The sequence below is a fragment of the Mycobacterium sp. ACS4054 genome (assembly GCF_001667275.1).
Classification (GTDB): Bacteria; Actinomycetota; Actinomycetes; order Mycobacteriales; family Mycobacteriaceae; genus Mycobacterium.
The window spans coordinates 1-21092 of record NZ_LZHV01000034.1 but is presented as its reverse complement, the minus strand read 5'-3'; the positions used below and the strand labels follow the sequence as shown (position 1 = coordinate 21092).

Annotated in this window: 16 protein-coding genes and 1 pseudogene; 13 read left to right on the top strand and 4 right to left on the bottom strand. The window is 69.3% G+C overall.

Annotation, left to right across the window (positions count from 1 at the left end):
• Positions 1–50 precede the first annotated feature (50 nt).
• From A5730_RS07210 to A5730_RS07180, 7 genes and pseudogenes are all read left to right on the top strand, one after another.
• The gene (locus tag A5730_RS07210) at positions 51–824 is read left to right on the top strand and encodes a universal stress protein (RefSeq protein WP_067897579.1); all 774 of its coding nucleotides are present in this window, start codon (positions 51–53) and stop codon (positions 822–824) included.
• A 5-nt stretch (positions 825–829) separates the two neighbouring features.
• Positions 830–1651, top strand: a complete 822-nt coding sequence (locus A5730_RS07205; protein ID WP_067897575.1) for a universal stress protein — start codon at positions 830–832, stop codon at positions 1649–1651.
• A gap of 53 nt (positions 1652–1704) precedes the next feature.
• Positions 1705–2363: pseudogene (locus tag A5730_RS07200) on the top strand (response regulator); the annotation flags it as partial.
• Between the two features lie 185 nt (positions 2364–2548).
• On the top strand, positions 2549–4198 hold the full coding sequence (locus A5730_RS07195) for a GAF domain-containing protein (RefSeq protein ID WP_197506203.1): 1650 nt from the start codon (positions 2549–2551) through the stop codon (positions 4196–4198).
• A gap of 88 nt (positions 4199–4286) precedes the next feature.
• A complete protein-coding gene (locus A5730_RS07190) occupies positions 4287–4820 on the top strand; it encodes a GNAT family N-acetyltransferase (protein WP_197506193.1) in 534 nt (177 codons plus the stop codon).
• Between the two features lie 11 nt (positions 4821–4831).
• Complete coding sequence (locus tag A5730_RS07185) at positions 4832–5704, top strand: universal stress protein (RefSeq protein WP_067897564.1); 873 nt, start codon at positions 4832–4834, stop codon at positions 5702–5704.
• A 19-nt stretch (positions 5705–5723) separates the two neighbouring features.
• Positions 5724–6092, top strand: a complete 369-nt coding sequence (locus tag A5730_RS07180) for an STAS/SEC14 domain-containing protein (RefSeq protein ID WP_067897762.1) — start codon at positions 5724–5726, stop codon at positions 6090–6092.
• A gap of 7 nt (positions 6093–6099) precedes the next feature.
• Here A5730_RS07180 and A5730_RS07175 read toward each other — a convergent pair whose 3' ends face one another.
• Positions 6100–6906, bottom strand: a complete 807-nt coding sequence (locus A5730_RS07175) for a universal stress protein (RefSeq protein WP_067897759.1) — start codon at positions 6904–6906, stop codon at positions 6100–6102.
• Between the two features lie 119 nt (positions 6907–7025).
• On the bottom strand, positions 7026–10700 hold the full coding sequence (gene otsB, locus A5730_RS07170; protein ID WP_067897561.1) for a trehalose-phosphatase: 3675 nt from the start codon (positions 10698–10700) through the stop codon (positions 7026–7028).
• Positions 10701–10843: 143 nt separating this feature from the next.
• Here otsB and A5730_RS07165 point away from each other — a divergent pair, with 143 nt between their 5' ends.
• The 5 genes from A5730_RS07165 (at position 10844) to A5730_RS07145 (ending at position 16300) form a co-directional block, all read left to right on the top strand.
• The gene (locus A5730_RS07165) at positions 10844–11731 is read left to right on the top strand and encodes a universal stress protein (RefSeq protein WP_067897558.1); all 888 of its coding nucleotides are present in this window, start codon (positions 10844–10846) and stop codon (positions 11729–11731) included.
• A 15-nt stretch (positions 11732–11746) separates the two neighbouring features.
• Positions 11747–13207: a bifunctional aminoglycoside phosphotransferase/ATP-binding protein gene (locus A5730_RS07160; protein WP_067897555.1), complete on the top strand. Its 1461-nt coding sequence runs from the start codon at positions 11747–11749 to the stop codon at positions 13205–13207.
• A gap of 94 nt (positions 13208–13301) precedes the next feature.
• Positions 13302–14300, top strand: a complete 999-nt coding sequence (locus A5730_RS07155; RefSeq protein ID WP_082946735.1) for an NAD(P)H nitroreductase — start codon at positions 13302–13304, stop codon at positions 14298–14300.
• 25 nt (positions 14301–14325) lie between these two features.
• Positions 14326–15429 (top strand): 3-oxoacyl-ACP synthase III family protein, encoded by a 1104-nt coding sequence (locus A5730_RS07150; protein WP_067897552.1) that lies wholly within the window; start codon positions 14326–14328, stop codon positions 15427–15429.
• Positions 15413–16300: a 3-oxoacyl-ACP synthase gene (locus tag A5730_RS07145; protein WP_067897549.1), complete on the top strand. Its 888-nt coding sequence runs from the start codon at positions 15413–15415 to the stop codon at positions 16298–16300. Before A5730_RS07150 ends, A5730_RS07145 begins: the two co-directional genes overlap by 17 nt.
• Positions 16301–16341: 41 nt before the next feature.
• On the opposite strand, the gene ppsA is transcribed toward A5730_RS07145, so the two are convergent.
• Positions 16342–18762, bottom strand: coding sequence for a phosphoenolpyruvate synthase (gene ppsA, locus A5730_RS07140; RefSeq protein ID WP_067897546.1), 2421 nt, complete (start codon positions 18760–18762; stop codon positions 16342–16344).
• Between the two features lie 244 nt (positions 18763–19006).
• Here ppsA and A5730_RS07135 point away from each other — a divergent pair, with 244 nt between their 5' ends.
• Entirely contained in the window at positions 19007–20386 is a 1380-nt protein-coding gene (locus tag A5730_RS07135) for a wax ester/triacylglycerol synthase family O-acyltransferase (protein ID WP_067897543.1), read from the top strand.
• Here A5730_RS07135 and A5730_RS07130 read toward each other — a convergent pair.
• Positions 20381–21004, bottom strand: coding sequence for a PAS and ANTAR domain-containing protein (locus A5730_RS07130; RefSeq protein ID WP_067897540.1), 624 nt, complete (start codon positions 21002–21004; stop codon positions 20381–20383). The two genes, A5730_RS07135 and A5730_RS07130, sit on opposite strands and share 6 nt — an antisense overlap.
• Positions 21005–21092 lie beyond the last annotated feature (88 nt).

The following is a 21092-nucleotide window of genomic DNA, read 5'->3' as shown; positions in this document are numbered from 1 at the left end:
GTGCACGCCATAACCTGGCAGGTAGCGATGGGTATGAGTCAGGAGCCGACATGACGGAGCTGGACGCGAAGTCGGTGGTCGTGGGCATCAACGGCTCACAAGCCGCGGTGAACGCCGCCAAATGGGCGGTCGACGAGGCGGTGAGCCGCCAGCTGCCGCTTCGCCTTGTCTACGTCATCGCCGGCCGAGGAGGAGTCTCGGCCGGGACGGCACCCGGTTCCGAATGGGAGCTGGAGCGCGCCGAAATGGCGCTGTCGCAAGCCGAGTGCGCCCTGCAGCGCGCCGAGAAGCCCGTCGAGGTCGACGCGGTGATCCTGTCCGGGGATCCCGCGCAGGTGCTGGTCGGCCAGTCTGAGGACGCCGCCCTGGTCTGCGTCGGCACGGCGAGGCGGGGATGGGCCTCCGACGGGTTGCTGGGCCCGACCGCCGCCGGCCTGGTGGCGCACGCGCACTGCCCGGTCGCCGTCATCCGCACCAATCCCGACGGGTCGCCGACGGAGCTCGGTGTGATCGCCGTCGTGCTCAACGACGAGCCCGACAACGACGAGGTGGTGCACCACGCCATGGAGGAAGGGCGGCGCCGCCACGCCATCGTGCGGCAGATCGATCGGCGCCTGAACAGCTGGGTCCGCCGTTACCCGGACGTCCACGTCCAGACCGTCGCCGCGGGGACGGGCCTGAAATCCAGCGGAACATCTTCTAGCGCAATCGAATTGGCGGTTGTGGGCAGCGCCGACGCCGACGAGATGTTCGGGCTGGCCACCCCGAATTGCCATCCGATTGTGGGCTACCCCGACTGCTCGGTGCTCGTGGTGCGCCACTGAGACCGATGACCGAGCCAGCCAGCACCAAGTCGATCATCGCCGGCATCGATGGTTCCAAAGGGGCGATCCGCGCGGCGCTGTGGGCGGTCGACGAGGCGGTGAATCGTGACGTTCCGCTGCGCCTCCTCTACGCGGCCGATCCGGGCGACAGCCGGTACACCGCGGAGACGGCGGTCCGCCAGGCGGTTACGGCCATTCACGCCGCCGGCAAGCCGGTGCACATCGAGAGCGGGATCGTCCAGGGACCCGCGATCGGGTCGCTGATCCGCTCGTCGGCGTCGGCGGCCATGGTCTGCGTGGGGGCCGTCGGGCTGCGCCACTTCCAGCCGGGACGCGTCGGCTCCACCGCCGCGGCGCTGGCCACCTCGGCCCACTGCCCGGTGGCGATCGTCCGCGGCCGCGACGATCACTCCCGGCGGCCAGGGGAAAAGGCGGTCGTGGAGATCGACGGGGCCCCCGACGCCCTGCTGAGCGCCGCCATCGACGAGGCCCTGATCCGGGGCGCCCCGTTGCATGCGGTCATCGCGCGGCGAACACCCCCGACCGAGCACGGCGCGGGGGTCAGCGAGGCCGACCGCCGCGCTCTCGCCGACCTCGATCGCCGGCTGGCCCGGTGGAAGCGGCGCCATCCGGAGCTGCGGGTGGAATCGGTGGCGGTGCACGCCGGGCTGCTGGAGTACCTGGCCGGCCTGCGCGCGCCGGTGGGCCTGGTGATCGTCGGCGCCGGCAATCGCCAGCGCGTGGCCGAGTTGGTCGGACCGACCGGCAGCTCGGTGATGCAGGACGCCAACTGTTCGCTGCTGGTCGTGAATCGGCAACATATGTGACTGCCACGTGTGGGATATTGGGCCGAGGCGCGACCGGCAGGAGGATTTCGTAGATGGTCAAGGTTTTCCTCGTCGACGACCATGAAGTCGTCCGGCGCGGCCTCGCCGACCTGCTCGCATCGGACCCCGAATTGGAGATCGTCGGCGAGGCGGGCTCCGTGTCCGAGGCGAAGGCCCGGATCCCGGCCCTGCAACCCGACGTCGCGGTCCTCGACGTGCGGCTTCCGGACGGCAACGGCATCGAGCTGTGCCGGGACCTGGTGTCCGATCACCCCGACCTGCGCTGCCTGATGCTCACGTCGTTCACCTCCGACGAGGCGATGCTGGAGGCCATTCTGGCCGGCGCCAGCGGCTACGTGGTCAAGGACATCAAGGGCATGGAGCTGGCCCACGCCATCAAGGAGGTGGGCGCCGGGAAGTCCCTGCTGGACAACCGGGCCGCGGCCGCGCTGATGGCGAAGCTGCGCGGGGCGGCCGAACGCGAAGACCCGCTGTCCGGCCTCACCGAACAGGAGCGGACGCTGCTTGGGCTGCTCAGCGAGGGCCTGACCAACCGGCAGATTGCCGCCCGGATGTTCCTCGCCGAGAAAACGGTCAAGAATTACGTGTCGCGGCTGCTGGCCAAGCTCGGTATGGAGCGCCGAACCCAGGCGGCGGTGTTCGCGTCGAAGCTGGATCAGCAGGCCGGCCACCCGCAGCCCCCGACGGCCCCGCCGCGCGATTAGCTATGAGTCCTGCCGGCGTCGGCAATCATTCGCTTTGGTGCTTGACAGATTGCGACTACGCTGATCCTGCCATCTGACATTGAGCAAAAGTGTCGCGGAGGTCTTCGGAATGACGAGCGACGATAGCGGCTCGGCATTCGCCGGACTCGGCCAGCGCGGTTTGGTCGGCAGGATGCACCAGCAGCTCGACGAGATGCTGGCCGCCCGCGACCAGATGGAGCAGTTGCTGCGGGTGATCGTCGAGATCGGCGCGGGCCTCGACCTGGACGCGACGCTGCACCGGATCATCATGGCGGCCAGGAAGTTGACCTCCGCCCCCTACGGCGCGCTGGCCATCCGCGACCCCGAGGGCAACCTGCTGTCGTTCGTCCACGAGGGAATGGACGCCGAGACGGTGTCGCGCATCGGGCACCTGCCGGTGGGCAAGGGCCTGCTGAGTTTGTCGATGCTGGACACGCCGGCCCTGCGGATGGACGATATGACCGCCCATCCGGCCGCCGTCGGCTTCCCCGAGCACCACCCGCCCATGCGGGCCTTTCTCGCGGTGCCGATCACCATCCGAGACACCGTGTTCGGCAACCTCTATCTCACCCACGTCGACCCGGAGCGGTTGTTCTCCGAGTCCGACGAGGTCGCCGCCCGCGCGCTGGCGTTCGCCGCCGCGGTCGCCATCGACAACGCCCAGATGTTTGAACGCGAGCGGACGGCCGTGACGTGGATGGAGGCCAGCCGCGAAATCACCACCGCGCTGCTGTCAAACGCCGAGCCGCATAGGCGGCCGTTGCAGCTGATCGCCGAACGCGCCCGCGTCCTGACCGGCGCCGAGCAGGCCATCGTCCTGGTGCCGGCCGATCCCGACCTGCCCGACGACGAGGTCGACACGCTGGTGGTCTCGGCGGCGGTCGGCGTGCACGCCGCCGAGGTGGTGGGACAGCGGGTGCCCGTGGACGCTTCCACCAGCGGCACCGTCTTCCGCTCCGGCGAACCGCTGATCACCGAGACCCTGCAGTATCCGATCCAGGCGTTCACCGACGTGGGGCAGCGCCCGGCCATCCTGATGCCGCTGCGCGCCCGCGACGAGGTCGTCGGCGTGATCGCCATCGCCCGCGGCGCCGACCAGCCGCCCTTCGACGAGAGCTACCTCGACCTGGTCAGCGACTTCGCGACGCACGCCGCGATCGCGCTGGTGCTCGCGTCGGCCCGCGACGACGCGCGCCAGGTGACCATCCTGGCCGAGCGGGAACGCATCGCGCACGACCTGCACGACCACGTCATCCAGCGGCTTTTCGCCGCCGGCATGGATTTGCAGGGGACGCTCGCGCGGGCGCGCTCCCCGGAGGTCGCCGACCGGCTCAACCGCACGCTCGACGACCTGCAGACCATCATCGAGGAGATCCGCACGACGATCTTCCAGCTGAAATCCCCGCCGGGTAAGAACGCCGACTTCCGGCATCGGATCCAGCACGTGGTCGCCGACCTGACCGAGAGCCGTGACGTCGTGACCACCGTCCGCATGCATGGGCCGATGACCGCCGTCGGCGGCGAGCTCGCCGACCACGCCGAGGCGGTGACCACGGAGGCCGTCAGCAACGCCCTGCGGCATTCCGGCGCGTCGCGGCTGACCGTCGAGATCAGCGTCGCGGACATGTTCGTCCTGGACATCGTCGACAACGGCTCCGGCATACCGGCGGACAACACGCGCAGCAGCGGCCTGGGCAACATGACGCGCCGCGCCGAACAACTGGGCGGCGCGTGCGAGATCACCGGTCCGCCCGAGGGCGGCACCCGGGTGCACTGGGTCGCCCCGCTCATCGACCAGTAGCGGCCCCACGCAGCGGGACCAATGGGGGCGGCCAAGGGGCCTAACGGCCCTGGCCCGATCGCGTCGCCCCGCAATAACGTCGAGCAGCGTGGGTGATCGCACGGTGGACGTCGCCGGTACGGCTCGGCTGCTCGACGGACGCTCGGTGGCGTTGCGCCCGCTCACGGTCGCCGACGCCGACGCCGTGCTGGCGCTCCATCAGCACCTGTCCGACCATGACCGGTATTTCCGCTTCTTCACCATGCAGCTCTCGCCGCTGCACGACCTGGTTGCCCGGCTGACCGAGCCCGCGGACGGGCTGTACGCGCTCGGAGCCTTCGACGCCGACCGGCTGATCGGCGTGGCCCACTGCGTGGTTGTCGACGACCCGACGGCCGCCGAGGTCGCAATCGTGGTTGCCCACGAAGACCATTCGGTGGGGGTGGGCACCGCCCTGCTCAAGCACCTGGCCCCCATCGCCCGAGCCCACGGCGTCGAACGCTTCGTCGCGGACGTCCTCGGCGAGAACCACCTGATGCTCACGGTCTTCTTCGATCTCGGCTGGCGGTGCAGGCCGGTCGATTACGGGGCGATTCGCCACCTGGAGATCGAGCTACCCGGATCCGACGAGGCGTCAGCGTAGAGGAGCGAACAATGACCAACAGCCCCAAGAAGTTCGGAGTGCTGGTGTGTGTCGACGGCTCGGCCGCATCCGATGCCGCCGTCGCGTGGGCAACGCGTGAGGCGATCATGCACGACCTGCCGATCACCCTCATGCACGCCGTGCCGCCCGTCGTGGTCGGCTGGCCGGTGGGCCAGCTGTATGCCGACATGCCCGACTGGCAGCGCGAGGGCGCCGAGCACGTCATGGGCCAGGCCCGAAAGACGCTGAGCGCCAGCGTCGGCGACGCCAAACTCCCCGAAATACGCACCGAGACGGTGTATTCGGCCATCGTCCCGGCGTTGATCGAGGCCTCCAGGGACGCGTGGATGCTCGTCACCGGCAGCCAGGGGCTGGGCGCCGTGGGCCGCCTGCTGTTGGGCTCGGTGGCCACTGGGATCGTGCACCACGCGCACTGCCCGGTCGCGGTGATCCACTCCGAGGTGACCCCGGACGCCGGTGCGCCCGTGGTGCTGGGCATCGACGGATCGCCCGCGTCCGAAGCGGCGACCGCCCTGGCGTTCGACGAGGCGTCGCGGCGGGGAGTGGGGTTGGTGGCGCTGCACGTGTGGAGCGATGTGGGGGTGTTCCCCATCCTGGGCATGGACTGGCACGACCGCGAGAAGGAGGCGCAAGAGATCCTCGCCGAACGCCTGGCCGGCTGGCAGGAGCGCCATCCCGAGGTGCACGTCGAACGGAAACTGTTCTGCGACAAGCCCTCCGAATGGTTGCTGAAGGAATCCGAACGCGCTCAGCTGGTGGTGGTCGGCAGCCGCGGCCGCGGCGGATTCCCCGGGATGCTGCTCGGCTCGGTGAGTTCGGCGGTGGCGCAGTCGGCCCGCGTGCCCGTGGTGGTTGTCCGTTGAGAAGAAGGAGGCTAATCAATTGATCGAATTGCTGCCGGACATGCCGGAGAAGGTGATCGGCATCCGCGTCTCGGGGCGGCTGCGCGGCGACGAGCTGCGTGACTTCAAGCCCGAGATCGAGCGGGTGCTAGAGACGGGCGAGGTCCGGATCGTCGAGGTGATCGCGCCCGATTACGAGGGATTCGGCCCGGGTGGATTCCTCGAGGATCTCAAGCTGGGCCTCGGCACCGTCCTGCCGCACCATTCGGCGTTCAAACGGATCGCCGTGGTCTCCGACAAGGACTGGGTCGCCCACGTCCTGCACGCCGTGGCGTGGATGGTGCCCGGCGAGTTCGCGGTGTTCTCACTCGACGACCTTGACCGCGCCACCCAGTGGGCGGCCGGGTAGTCCGCCGTCAGTCGCGCACGACGAGCACGGAACACCCCGGGCGGCCGCCCGAGTGCGTGGTAACCGGCCCGATCATGCGGGCGACCTTGTCCGCGTCCTCGGTGCCCACCACCGCCAGTTGCACGGGTTCCAGTGTGCGCGAGAGAAATTCGGCGGCCCCGCGCCGCGCCGAGACGGGCTGAACGTGCACCTCGCCATGCCGCGACGCCCATGGGCCGAGTCGATGGTTCAGCTGGCCGTACGGGATCTCCCCGAGGCCCCATCGCCAGACCCCCATCGCCAGGATGGACGCGCCACGAAGGCGCGCCTCGCGGAAGCCGTGCTCGAGCACCGCATCGTTGGCCGGCGATTCCTCGACCGCGACGGCGACGTACCCGCCATCCGGCTGCGCGGCGGCGCGGCCGCTGCGAATGATCGCCACCGGGCAGTGCGCATTGTGCGCCACGGTGTCGGCGGTCGAGCCGAGCACCTTGCGTGCCACCCAGCCCATCCCCACCGACCCGAGGCAAACCATTGCGGCGTTTTGCGATTCGTCGATCAATACCGCCTCGGATGAGCCGCGCACGATGTCGGATTCGACGTCGACCCGCTCGCCCGTTGCCCGAACCGCCGCATCGGCGGCGCGCAACGACGCCTGGGCGTATTCGATGTCCAGGCTGTCATCGTCGCCATCCCGGTGGGGGATGGCATGGATGAGCCGAAGCGGGATGTTGCGGCTGACGGCCTCGGCGGCGGCCCACTTGGCCGCTTTGATCGCGGCTTCCGAGCCGTCGATACCCACCACGATCCGCTGCGACGCCTGCGGATTGTCCATCGCGTCCTCCTGCTTACCGCCCACCGGGCACCGGGCCCCTCACCGGTCAACGCTATGGGGACACGGCCGGCTGAAGCAGGGCCCTTGGACCCCGGTTGGCTAGCGTTGGTCACCTGAGCTCAGGCGACCTCGACCGCGCGCCCGGGCAGCAGGTCCTGCACCCGGCCGCGGCACTCCACCACGATCGACGCGCTGTTCCCCGCCTCGGAGGTCAGCTCGGCCGCCCGCCCGCTGACCCGAAGGTGCAGGCGCTGGCCGCGATACACGAACGGGAACTCGATGGGATCCAACCCTTTTGGCCATTGCGGGCTCAGGATCAGCCGATCGTCACGGGTTTCCAGTCCGGTGAAACACCGCTGCAGCAGGTCGATGCTGCCGGCCATCGCGGCCAAGTGGATGCCTTCGGCGGTGGTGCCGCCCTGGATGTCGACGATGTCGGAGGCGAGGACCTGCACGAAGTACTTCATGGCGTGATGCCGGTTGGCGCGGGTGAGCACCCAGGAGTGGACGAGCGCGCTCAGCGTCGATCCCTCCGAAGTGCGCGCCAGGTAATAGTCCACGGTCTCCGGGATGCGCTCGGGCGCGAAGCGGTAGCCGAGCCGGCCGAACACGGCCAGCAACTCGTCCGAGGACAGCAAGTAGAACAGCATCAGCACGTCGGCCTGCTTGGACGCCCGGTAATTGTTCACGCTGTCGTTCTCGGCCTCCAGGATGCGGTCGAGCCGCTGGATGTTCCCGTACCGCCGCCGGTATTCGTCCCAATCCAACTCCGCCAGTTGGGCATAGCCCTCGAACTGGCTGATCACGTTGTCGTGGAAGGGCACGAACATGCGCCGCGTCACGTGATCCCACCGGCGCAGCTCCTCGCTCTTGAGATCGATCTTTCCGACGAGGTCGAGGCGGTCGCGCAGCGGAAGCAGGTCCAACGCATCCATCGCCCGCAGGATGGTCCAGACCGCCATGACATTGGTGTAGGCGTTGTTGTCTATCCCGTCGTATTCCTTGCCGGGGTAGCCCGAATGGAACTCGTCCGGGCCGATGATGCCCGTGATCGTGTAGCGGCCCCGGGCTTCGTCAAAGCTGGCCAGCCCCACCCAGAATCGCGCGATCTCGACGAGCATCTCGGCGCCGTAGTCGACCAGGAACTGCCTGTCGCCGGTGACCTGGTAGTGCTGCCACGCGTTGTAGGCGATGGCCAGGCCGACGTGATGGGCGCGGGCGCTGGCGTCGGGATTCCACCGGCCGGACTTCGGATTGAGGTGCAGTTCCTGGCTCACCTCGGTTCCGTCGCTGCCCGACTGCCAGGGATACATGGCGCCGAGATAGCCGGCCCTGCGCGCCGCGCGACGGGCCTCGGGTAGCCGCCGATAACGGTAAAGCAGCAGCGAGCGCGCCACATTGGGCATCCGCACGGACAGCACCGGTGAGACGAACAGCGAGTCCCAGAAGACGTGTCCGCGGTAGGCCTCGCCGTGCAGGCCCCGGGCGGGGACGCCGGCGTCGAGTTCGGCGGTGTGCGGGGAGAGCGTCTGCAGCAGGTGCACCAAGTGCAACCGCAGGATGCGCAGCGCGTCCGGGCCGTCGGTCAGGCCGATGGCGCATTGCTCCCACAACAGGTCCCAGGCGCGGGCATGCTGTCGATGCAGCTCGGCGTACCGGCCGGCGGCGTCGAGGTGCTGCTGGGCTGCGCTCGCCGGCTCCGAGATCGCGCTGTCCCTGCCGGTGAAGATGGTGGCGACCTTCTCGCAGGTGACCGATTGCCCGGCGACCAGCGCCACCTCGATGTCGTGGCCGCCGCGGTCGGGCTCTCGCACGAATTGGTAACGCGCGACGGCCCGTTCGTCGTCACACCACACGGTGCTGCGGGCGGCCACCGCGATGGCGATGCGTGACTGCGACGTCTCGGTGCGCAGGATCACCGACTCGGCCCCGTACTCGTCGATCCCCGGTGCTGCGAGGTGGGTGCTGGACAGCGACTGGTAGCGCTCCACCATCGTGTTGCGCACGCCGCCGTCGACCAGCGACCGGAATTCGACTGTGCCCGACCAGTTCTGGGCACCGATCGTGGTTTGCATCGCGAAGACGTGCGGCTGGCGCATCGACGCGAACCGTTGCTGCGTGAGGGTCGTGATCTGGCCCGCGGCGTCGGAGAATCGCAGGGTGCGGGTCAAGGTGGCGTGCCGCAGGTCGAAAGTTTGCCGATAGAACAGCAATTCGACGTCGTCGATGTCGAACCAGGCGCCGCCGTTGATCCGGAAGGTCAGCGACAGCCAGTTGGGCAGGTTGACCAGGCTTTCGTTCTGCACGGTCCGCCCGGCGATCCGATCGGTCAGCGTGTTGTAGATGCCGGCCGCGTAGGTGCCGGGGTAGTGCGCCTCGCCCGCCGTCGTCTCGGGGGCGCAGCCGCGGGTGGCGGCGTAGCCGTTGCCCACGGTGCACAGCGTTTCACGCAGCCGTTCGTACTTCGGGTCGTAGCCCTCGTACACCAGTTCCCACGGATCGTTGGGCGCGCACGCCGCCTCGTGCAGATCGTCGGCCAGCCGCCGGACGAAATCGCACACCGCGGACGGATCCGCCAGGCTGAGCAGGGCGGCGGAGGGACGATCGCCGTCCTCGGTGTGCCGCAGCGCAATTCCCACGCCGTCGAATTGGACCGCGTCGAACGCGTCTTCGTCGGTGAGGTCGTCGCCGACGTAGATCGGCAACACGGCGTCGCCGCCCGTTTGCTCGATCGTCTCCAGGATCCAGTTGAGCGTCCTGCCCTTGTCCCACTCGATGCTCGGTCGAAGCTCGATGACTCTGCGGCCCGCCGTGACCCGCAGGCATTGGGACCGCCCGACTTTGCGTGCCGTCGCCACGACCCGGTCGACGTGTTCTGGGTCCGCGTTGCGATAGTGGACCGCGACGGCAAACCGCTTGTGCTCCACCCGAACCCCGGGCACATCGCCGAGCAGCTCGGCCAGCTCGCCGGCCGCCCGGGTCAGTGCGTCGGTGGCATCGATGGCGGCGGCGTTGTCGTGGTGGGTCCCGTCGGGTGCGATGAGTTCGAAGCCGTGGCTGCCCGCGTACCAGAGCCCGTCGAGCCGCACGCGGTCGCGAAGATCGGCCAGATCGCGGCCGCTAATCACCGCGACGGGGCATTCCGCGGCCAGCGCGCGCAGCGCTTCGAGCGCGCCGTCCACCAGGGTGGCGGATTCCGGCTGGGCGACGATCTCGGACAGTGTGCCGTCGAAGTCGAGGAACACCGCGGGTCGTCGGCTCGCCACCAGCTCCTTGAGCTGGCCGTAGACACCCATCGCGTCGGCGATGGTCGACAGCGGGGCGCCCCCGCGCCGCACCGAGATCTCCGGAAGGTCGGCGACGATTCTGTCCGCGCCGTAGGCCAGCATCCCGTCGGCCCCGCCGTTGCGCTCCAGGCCGATGACGAGGCCGAAGCCGCCGTCCCGCCCCGCGGTCAGCCCCGCCTCGCCGGTGTCGATGAGGACGCAGCGCACCGGACGCACGCCCAGGCGCGCCGCCGACATCACCACATCGGGCCGCTCCGCGCCGTCCGCCGAGCCGACGGCGACGTCGACGAGGTAGTCAATTCCCGCCTCCCGCAACAGGTGCGCGCAGTCCCCGCTCGCGGAATAGACGGCGGTGGCGACGCCGACCTCGCGCAGCCGCCGCAGAAAGGCGGCGGTCGAGTCGCGCGCCTCGACGGGGCCCGTCGCCGGCTGCGCCACCAAACAGTCGAGGCCCAGGATCACCGCGTCGTGGTATCGCCTGTCGACGCTCACCGGCCATTCGGTCATTTCTCTGACGATGTTCCAGTGCCCGGCACCCGTCAAGGCCCACCGCCCCACGGAGGCCTCATGGCCATGCGGTTGGGGACTAAAGCCTCATGATCGACGGGCGTTCGCGCCATAGCGTTTTGGGGGAGGAGAGGGAGAACACCATGTCCGCACTAGCCAACCGGCACGGCATCGTCGTCGGAATCGACGGATCGCCGGCCTCGAACGCCGCCGTGTGTTGGGCGGCGCGTGACGCGGCGATGCGACACGTACCGCTGACCGTGGTCCACGTGGTGAACGCCGCCGTGCCGATGTATCCGGCCCTTCCGCTGTCGACGGGCGTGGCGGTGTGGCAGGAAGAGCAGGGCCGGCAGGTCCTCGAAGAGGCGGTCAAGATCGCCGAAGAGGCGGTCACGACGGACCGCAAGGTCGACGTCCGCAGCGAGCTCCGGTGTGCACCCCCGGTGCCGACCCTGGTCGAGATGTCCAAAGAGGCCGAGATGGTCGTCGTCGGCAGCAACGGGCGCGGGGCGCTGGGCAGGCTGCTGCTGGGGTCGGTGAGCAGCAGCGTGGTCCGCGGCGCACGCTCCCCGGTCGCCATCATCCGCGACGAGGACCCGCTCATGGAGCATCCCCAGCAAGCCCCGGTGCTCGTCGGCATCGACGGGTCCCCGGCCTCGGAGGTGGCGGTGGGCGTCGCGTTCGACGAAGCGTCGCGCAGGGGCGTCGAGTTGACCGCGCTGCACGCGTGGAGCGACGTCGACGTCTTCGAACTCCCCGGGGTTGACTGGTCGGCGGTGAAGGGCGAGGCCGAGCGGAGCCTGGCCGAACAACTGGCCGGCTGGCAGGAACGCTATCCCGACGTCACCGTGAACCGGGTCGTCGTCGCCGACCGGCCGGCGCGTCAGCTCGTCGAGCAGTCGGAATCCGCCCAACTCGTCGTCGTGGGCAGCCACGGCCGGGGCGGCCTGTCGGGTGTGCTGCTGGGTTCGGTCAGCAACGCCGTCGTCCACTCGGTCCGCATGCCCGTCATCGTGGCCCGGCCGTCGTAGGGCCACGCCGCCGCCGTGCCGTTCCTCGATCTGCACGAAACCCACACTGGCGTCGTCATTCTCGCCGGCGACCGCGCCTACAAAGCCAAGAAGCCGGTGCTGACCGACTTTCTCGACTTCCGCGCGCCGCAGCAGCGCGAGCACGCCTGCCGCCGGGAGGTCGAGCTCAACAGCCGGCTGTCGCCGGACAGTTACCTCGGGGTGGCGCATCTGTCCGATCCGGCCGGCGGGCCGCCCGAGCCGGTCATCGTCATGCGGCGTTACCGCGACGAAGAGCGGCTGGCGGCCATGGCATTTCGCGGTCCGGGCCAGTCCGTCCGGGACGCGCTGGACGCGATCGCCGGCGTGTTGGCCCGGTTTCACCGCCGCGCCCAGCGGGGCCCGGTGATCAGCGCCCAGGGCGAGGCGGAAGCGATCGAACGCCGCTGGCGCGACAACCTTTCCGAACTCCGGCGCTATGCGGACGCCTCGACACCGGGCGTCTCCGCCGAAGCCGTGCCGCGGATCGAGCACCTGGCCGCCGAGTTCATCACCGGTCGAGCGGCGCTGTTCAAGAGCCGCGTCGAGGCCGGGTGCATCGTGGACGGCCACGGCGACCTGCTCGCCGACGACATCTTCTGGGTGGACGGGAAACCGGCGCTGCTCGACTGCCTGGAGTTCGACGACCAACTTCGCTACGTGGACGGCATCGACGACGCGGCCTTCCTGGCAATGGATCTCGAGTTCCTGGGCCGCAAAGACCTCGCGGTGCATTTCCTCGAGCGCTACGCGCAACATTCCGGCGACACGGCGCCGTCGTCGTTGCGCGAGTTCTACATCGCGTATCGCGCCGTGGTCAGGGCGAAGGTGGATTGCGTTCGACAGTCACAGGGAAAGACCGCGGCGGCCGAGGACGCCGCCCGCCACCTCGCCATCGCGACGGCCCACCTGCAAACCGGCACGGTTCGCCTGGCCCTCGTGGGCGGCAACCCGGGCACCGGGAAGTCCACCGTGGCGCGCGGACTGGCCGAATCGTTTGACGCGCAGCTTATTTCCACCGACGACGTGCGCCGGGAGCTTCGAGACTCGGGGGCCATTGCCGGCGCGCCCGGTGTGCTGAACGCCGGGCTCTACAGCCCCGACCAGGTAGCGGTCGTCTATGAGACTGCCCTCCGCCGCGCGCGGCAGTTGCTGGGCGAGGGGCACTCGGTGATCCTCGACGGCACCTGGCGCGATCCGCGCACGCGCGAGTCGGCCCACCGGCTGGCCACCGAGACGCATTCGGCGCTGGTGGAATTCGTGTGCGCGGCGACGGCCGACGTTGCGGCCGAGCGGATCAAGACCAGGCCCGCGGGCAATTCGGAGGTGACCCCGGAGATCGCCGCCGCCCTGGCCGCCGGGCACGCCGACTGGAACGGTGCGCACCGGATCGACACCTCCCGCAGACCCGACCTCGTCGCTCGCGAGGCGCGCGACCTCTGGACGCACGCGACGTAACCGCCGCAGGTCCCAACGTCCCGGCCGTCGGGGACCAACGGCCCTGCCTGCACCCGCCGCATGGGGCATACAGTTTGGCTCACCTATCGACGAAATGGTGACGATGGACGCGAAAGTGCCGACCGAGCAGGTCATCCGGGACGCGGTGACGCTCGCGTGCCGCGCGCCGTCGCTGCACAACAGCCAGCCCTGGCGATGGGTGGCCGACGGCGCGAGGCTGCACCTATGGGCCGACCCGCACCACGCGATGCAGGCCACCGACCACACCGGTCGGGAGCTGATCCTGAGCTGTGGCGCCGTTCTCGACCACCTACGGGTCGCCATGGCCGCCGCGGGCTGGGAAAGCGTCACCGAACGATTTCCCACCGAGGGCAGACCGGATCACCTCGCGAGTGTGGGCTTTCTGCCCGTGGCGAACGTGACGGCGCAATGCCGGCTGCGGGCGGAGGCGATCCTGCGCCGCCGCACCGACCGGCTGCCCCTGGGCGCACCGACCGCGTGGCCCACGCTGTATTCGGCCCTGAGCGCCGCGGTGACCCCTCACGACGTGTCGCTGGACGTGGTCGACGACGACGAGCGGCCGAGACTGGCCGAGGCGTCGCGGCTCACCGAGCAGCTGCGCCGAACCGATACCTCCTATTTGACCGAATTACGTTGGTGGACTTCGCCCTTCGAAGCGAACGCCGACCGCGTGCCGGAAAGCGCCCTGCTGTCGAGCTCCGAGGCCGCGCGCGTCGACATCGCCCGTGCGTTCCCGCCGGCGGGCGGGGGCCGCCGACGCGCCGCGATCGAGGTGGACCACTCCAAGATCGTGGTCCTGTCCACCCGTCACGACGATGCGCCGGTCGAAGTGCTGCGCTGCGGTGAGGCGCTGTCGGCGGTGCTACTCGAATGCACCCTGGCCGGCATGGCCACCTGCACGCTGACGCACATGACGGAAATGTCGCTGAGCCGCGACATCATCAGGCAGGTCACCGGCGGCTCCGGCCAGCCGCAGCTGCTGATCCGGGTCGGCCGGTCACCGGCCAAGGACCCACACCCGCAACCCACCGCCCGGCGTCCGGTGACCGAAGTCCTCGAGATGCGTCGGTGACCCACATGCCAAGGAGATGCCATCGATGACTCGGCACTGGCTCGTGATGGAAGCAACCGGGAAGGGCGGTGCGGCCCCCTTCGTCGCGCGAGTCGCGGCCGCGGGCCGGCATCTGCCCGGGACTCACCTGAGCACCGACGAGCTGATGGCGTCCACGCGCCACCGCACCCACATCGACCTGGAACGGCTGACCGGGATCCGCGAACGCCGGGTGTCGGTGGGCGACGAGGATTCCTACACCCTGGCCAGCTCGGCGGCGCTGAACTGCCTGGCCACCGCCCAGCAGGATCCGGCGGCGCTGGACGTGGTGATCAGTTGCAGCATCACCAAGTTCCGCGACGGGCTGACCCAGTGGCTCGAGCCGACCATGAGCAGCGCCGTGGCGCGCGGGATCGGGGCGGTGAACGCGATGACGTTCGACGTGTCCAACGCGTGCGCCGGAATGCTCACGGGCGTAACGATTCTGAACAACTGGATCCGCCAGGGCGTCGTCGAGCGCGGGCTCGTCGTCAGCGGCGAGTACATCTCGCAGCTGTCCAACAATGCGGCACGGCACATCCGCAACATCATGAGTAAGGAGCTGGCCTGCCTGACCCTGGGCGACGCCGGCGCCGCGCTGCTGCTGGAGCGGGCGCCGGCCGGTTCGGCCGGTATCGCCCTGGCGGGCTTCACCACCGTCGCGGACTACAGCCGGCTGTGCCTGGCGTATCCGCAGGGGGACGACCCGGGCGCGCGGATGTTCACCAACTCCCGCGCCATCCAGAAGGCCGCAATCGCCGACACTCCGCTGCTGTTGAGCGAAGTGCTTGACACCGTGGGGCTTTCGATCCACGACATCGACCACGTCATCACCCACCAGACGTCCGCGCGCGCCATCCGCAAGGGAATGGCAAGGATGTCGGAGGTGTTCGGCGACAGCCCGCGCCACGACGCGGTGATCACCGTCGACCGCTACGGCAACACCGCCTCCACGACGCACACGGTGGCGCTCGTCGAGGAACTCGAGGCCGGGCGGATCAGGCCAGGGGAACGAATCGCGTTGCTGGCGTTGGCCTCCGGGCTGGAAATCGGCGTGGTCTTGTTGACCCTGGACGAGGATGTGGTGAGCCGCTATGGGCACGGTGATTGATCGGATCGACGTCTCGCATCCGCGGCTGCGGGGGCGCCACAGCGCGTTGCACCTGGCCGTCGTCGCCGCCAAGGACTGCCTGAAGCGGGCCGGATGCGAGGCTAAGGACCTCGACCTCGTGGTCAACGCGGGCATTTACCGCGACCGCAACCTCGGTGAGCCGGCGCTCGCCGCGCTGATCCAGGACGACATCGGCGCCAACCCGGAGGACCCGCATGCCGGCGCCCACGGCACGTTCTCCTTCGACATCGCCAACGGCACGTGCGGGCTGCTGACCGCGCTGCAAATCGTCGACGGGTTCATGCGCAGCCGCGCGATCCGGCGCGCGCTGGTAGTCGCCAGCGACGCCGACCCCGGGCACGGCATGAGCGAGCACTTCCCGTTCTCGGCCGCCGGCGCGGCGATACTGTGCGGTTGGTCCGACGACGACTACGGCCTCAGCCGGGTCTCCTGGGTGAACGACCCGAGTGAAATCGGCGACGAAACCTTCAGCGCCACGGTGGGTTTCGCCGATTCCCGCAACGTCCTGCGCTTTTCGGAGTCGGCGGCGATGGACGAGCGGTTGGCCGCGGCGGCCGGTCGGGCGGTGTCGGCGTGCCTTTCCGAGCAGGCGGTGCTGCTGTCCGACGTCGACGCGATCGTCGCCGCCCCCGCCCGGCCCGGGTACCGCACCGCGCTTGCCGCCCGGCTGGGCTTGCCGGTCGAGCAGATCGGCGTCGCTGACGGCGAACGCATGCACACCACCGCCCTGGCCGCCGCGTTCGGGCAGCGGGCCGAGGGGTTGCCGGCGGGCGCGCGGGTCCTGTTCGTCGCGGCCGGGGCCGACGTCGTCGCCGGCGCCGCCCTCTATCGCCAGCCGCCGCGCGGATGACGGCTCGAGCGTCACGCCAGCGTGACGCTCGAGCTCCACCGTCACGCTGGCGTGACGCTCGGCAGTTGCACCGCGCGCTCGAGGTCCAGGACCTGCCGGGTGGTCTTGACCACCACGTCGGGGTTCAGGCTGATCGAGTCGATGCCGCAGCGCACCAGGAACTCGGCCATATCGGGGTAGTCCGACGGCGCCTGACCGCACAACCCGGAGTGAATCCCGTTGCGGCGGCAGCCCTCAACGGCCAGGCGGATCATCTCCTTGACTCCCTCGTCGCGTTCGTCGTAGTCGAAGGCCACGATCTCGCTGTCCCGGTCGACGCCGAGGGTCAGCTGGGTGAGGTCGTTGGACCCGATGGAGAACCCGTCGAAGCGCTTGGCGAACTCGTCGATGAGGATGACGTTGTTGGGGATCTCGCACATCGCGTAGACCTTGAGCCCGTTCTCCCCGCGGCGCAGGCCGTGTTTGGCCATCTCCGCCAGGACCAGGTCCGCCTCGGCCACCCGGCGCACGAACGGCACCATCAGCACGACGTTGGTCAGCCCCATCTGTTCGCGCACCCGCTTCATCGCCCGGCACTCCAGCGCGAAACCCTCGGCGTAGGCCGGGTGCGCATAGCGCGAGGCGCCGCGGAAGCCGATCATCGGGTTGCTCTCGGCCGCCTCGAAGCCGCTGCCGCCGACCAGGCTGGCGTATTCGTTGGTCTTGAAGTCCGACATCCGCACGACGACGGGCTTGGGCCAGAAGGCGGCGGCGATGGTGCCGATCCCTTCCGATAGGCGCTCCACGAAGAAATCGGCGCCGTCGGAATAGGCGTACGTCAGCGTTTCGATGGTCCGCCGGGCCTCGGCGTCGTCCACCCGGTCGGGGTGGAGCAGGGCCAGCGGGTGCACCCGGATGTACTCGTTGATGATGAACTCCATCCGGGCCAGGCCCACGCCGTCGTTCGGCAAGAACGACGTCTTGAACGCCAGATCCGGGTTGCCGAGGTTGAGCATGATCTCGGTCTGCGGGCGCTCCTGGTCGGACACCTCGGTGTGCTCGACGCGAAAACCCAACTCGCCGCGGTAGACCCGCCCCGTGTCACCCTCCACGCACGACACCGTGACGAGCTCGCCGTCGGGCACGCTCGTGGTGGCGTCACCCGCGCCGACGACCGCGGGGATGCCGAGCTCGCGGGCAATGATCGCCGCGTGGCAGGTGCGCCCGCCGCGGTTGGTCACGATGGCCGCGGCGATCTTCATGATGGGTTCCCAGTCGGGCGTGGTGATGTCGGCGACCAGCACGTCGCCGGGCTGGAACTCCGACAGCTTCCCGAGGTTGTCCATCCGCCGAGCGATGCCCGTGGCGACCTTCTCGCCGACCGAGCGGCCCTCGGCGAGGACCTCCTTGCGCTCGGCGCCCTTGCCCTCGAGCACGTAGCTTTCGATCGTCGTCTGGCTGCGCCGCGAGGCCGCGGTTTCGGGGCGCGCCTGGACGATGTAGAGCCGCCCGTCGAGACCGTCCTTGGCCCATTCGATGTCCATCGGCCGCCCGTAGTGGGCCTCGATGGCGCAGGCGTAGCCGGCCAGCTCGAGCACGTCGTCGTCGGTGACGCAGAACCGGGCCCGGTCGGCCTTCGGGGTGGGGATGTTGCGGACGGTGTTCTTGGTCTCGCCCTCGACGTAGATCATCTTGACGGCCTTGTCCCCGATCAGCCGGCGCAGCACCGCCCGGTGGCCGGCCCGATACGTCGGCTTGTGGACGTAGAACTCGTCGGGGTCGACGGCGCCCTGCACCACGTTCTCGCCGAGCCCGTAGGCGCCGGTGATGAATACGACGTCGTGGAAGCCGGATTCGGTGTCCAGGGTGAACATCACCCCCGACGAGGCGAGGTCGGAGCGCACCATCTTCATGACGCCGATCGACAGCGCCACCTTGAAGTGGTCGAAGTCCTGGTCGATCCGATAGTGGATGGCCCGGTCGGTGAACAGGCTCGCGAAACACCGGCGGCAGGCGTCCAGCAGGCTCTCGGTGCCCTTGATGTTGAGGAAGGTCTCCTGCTGGCCGGCGAAGCTGGCGGTCGGCAGGTCTTCGGCGGTCGCCGAGCTGCGCACGGCCAGGCTGACGTCTTCGCCGTATTCCTCCTGAAGCTGCCGGTAGGCGGCCGTGATCTCGGCGGCCAGTTCCGGGGGAAGCCCTGCGCCGTAGACGATTTCGCGGGCCCGCTTGCCCTTGCGCGCCAACGCGGCGACGTCGTCGGGGTCCAGGTCGTCGAGCGCGGCGTGCAACGCGTCCCAGGCGCCGGCGCTGTCCAGTACGTGCCGGTAGGCCTCGGCGGTGATCGCGAACCCATGCGGGACCCGAACGCCCTGTCCGGTCAGCTTCTGGAACATCTCGCCCAGCGAGGCGTTCTTGCCGCCGACCAGCGGGACGTCGGAGATGCCGATCTCTTCGAAGAAGCGGACGTAGGTGAAATCGCTCATGGTGTTCTTCCTCCGGTGGGTGGCCTCAATACGCTTCGTCGGTGCGGCAGCAGAGGTGGGTCGGGCGGCGTTCGCGGATCGGGCCCGGGTCGGCGGCGAAAGCATCTGGCCCGCTGCTCAATTGCTGGCCCGTCACCCTCCTCACGCTATGCGCCAAGCCGCGGGGCCACAGCCGCCGTTTGGCCTCAGTAGTTGAGGACTTACGGCCCTGCCAGCAGCGCTTTTCGGCGCGGAAAGTGGCATCGTGGAGCAATTGACCGCCCTGGACGCCGGCTTCCTCGAGGTCGAGGACTCCGACCCGCATGTCAGCCTGGCGGTGGGCGGCGTCTCGATCGTGGCGGGGCCCGCGCCCACGTACCAGGAATTCGCCGCCTCGTTCGCCGAACGGGTCGCGACGATTCCGCGCTGCCGGCAGGTCCTGCGGACCCATCCGCTGGACCTGCGGCCACCGGACTGGGTGGACGACCCGCACTTCGACCTCGCGCGTCACCTGCACCGCATCGCGGTGCCGCAACCCGGCGGCGACGCCGAGCTTTTCGAGGTGATCGCGTCGTTGATGGAGCGCCGGCTCGACCGCGAGCGCCCGCTATGGGAGTGCTGGATCATCGAGGGTCTCAGCGAGGGCCGGTGGGCGGTGCTGACCAAGATCCACCACTGCATCGCCGACGGCATCGCGACGACGCAGCTGTTGGCGAAGTTCAGCGACGACGGTGACCGCGACACCTTCGCCTCCGACGTCGGCGCCGGCAAGAAGCCGGCCCCGGAGCAGGGGGTGTTCAAACTCAGCCTCAACCCGCTGAGTTGGGTGAGCGGAATCGGCCGGGGCGCTCTCGGTGCGATGACCGCGGCCGAACACGCGGCGATCGGAGCCGCCGAGCTGGCGGCCGGCCTGCTGCACCCCGCCCCGGAATCGTCGTTGAACGGACCGGTTACCACCATGCGGCGGTACAGCGCGGCCCGAGCCCGATTGGCCGACATGCACAAGGTCGCCCGCGCGTTCGGGGTCACGCTGAATGACGTTGCGCTGGCGGCGATCACCAGCAGCTACCGCGAGGTCTTGCTCGCGCGCGGGGAACACCCCGGCCACGAATCGCTGCGCACGCTGGTTCCCGTCTCCGTTCGCGCGGTGGACCATTTCAATGTCGCAGGCAACCGGGTCTCGGCGATGCTGCCGCTACTGCCCGTCGACGAGGCGGACCCGGTGCGGCAGCTGAAGCTGGTGCACGACCGGCTCTCCCACGCCAAGTCCAGCGGTCAGAGCGAGGGCGGCAGCGCGATGGTGGTCGCGGCCAAACGCACCCCATTTGCCCTGTCCGCGTGGGCCATTCGCTTGCTCTCGCGGTTGCCCCAACGGGCGGTGGTCGCGTTGGCCACCAACGTTCCGGGCCCACGGAGTAGGCAGCGGTTGATGGGCCGTCCGGTGCTGGAGCTGCTGCCGATCCCGCCGATCGCCCTGCAGGTGCGCACCGGCGTCGCGATGCTCAGCTACTCGGACACATTCGTCTTCGGCATCACCGCCGACTACGACACCGCGCCCGACATCGACGCGCTCGCCGCAGGAATCGAGAAGGGCATGGCGCAGCTGGTGGCGGCCGCCGCTACCCGGCGGCGCAAGTCGTCATGATGTGACGCGCTGATGCGCTGTCATCAGCAGATGGTCGAACTCGGCTCGGGACTCGAGGCGCACGCCGGCGCGGCGAAAGTCTTCGGCGATCTGCTCGGCGAGCGGCCGCAGTTTGATATTCGCTTCCTGGGAAAGCCATTTCAGTAGTTCGAAGGCGGCCGTGTCGTTGATGCCGTAAACCAGCATCAGCATGCCCTTGGCCTGTTCGATGCCGGCCCGGTTCTCGTTGATCTGGGTGAGCCTGGCGCTGACGAGTTCCTCGTTGGTCTGTCCCGGCGCGGGTGTGACGTCGATGTAGAACCCGTGGGTGCCGACCACGTCGCCGTCGTCGTCGAAGAACCGGTCACCCACCACCACGACGTGGCGCACGTTGCCGCCGGTGTCGACGATCCGGTGGCGCGTGCTGAACGCCTGGCGGGTGTTCACGATCTGCTCGATGGTGGCAGCGACCTGCCCGCGATCGTCCGGATGCTTGTGCGAGAGCACCAGTTCGGTGGTGGGGGTCACGGTGCCCGGCTCGTACCCGTGCATCCGCTGCACCTGTTCCGACCACTCCCAGCGTTGATCGGTGAAGTGGAACCGGAACCAGCCGGCCGGTTGCGCGGACCCGCCGGCCAACGCCCGTTCGACGTCGGCCGTTTGGACGCTTTCTCGTCGATCGACGAGAAAGCCTCGCTGCGCGAGGTCATCAACGCCTGATCGGCCG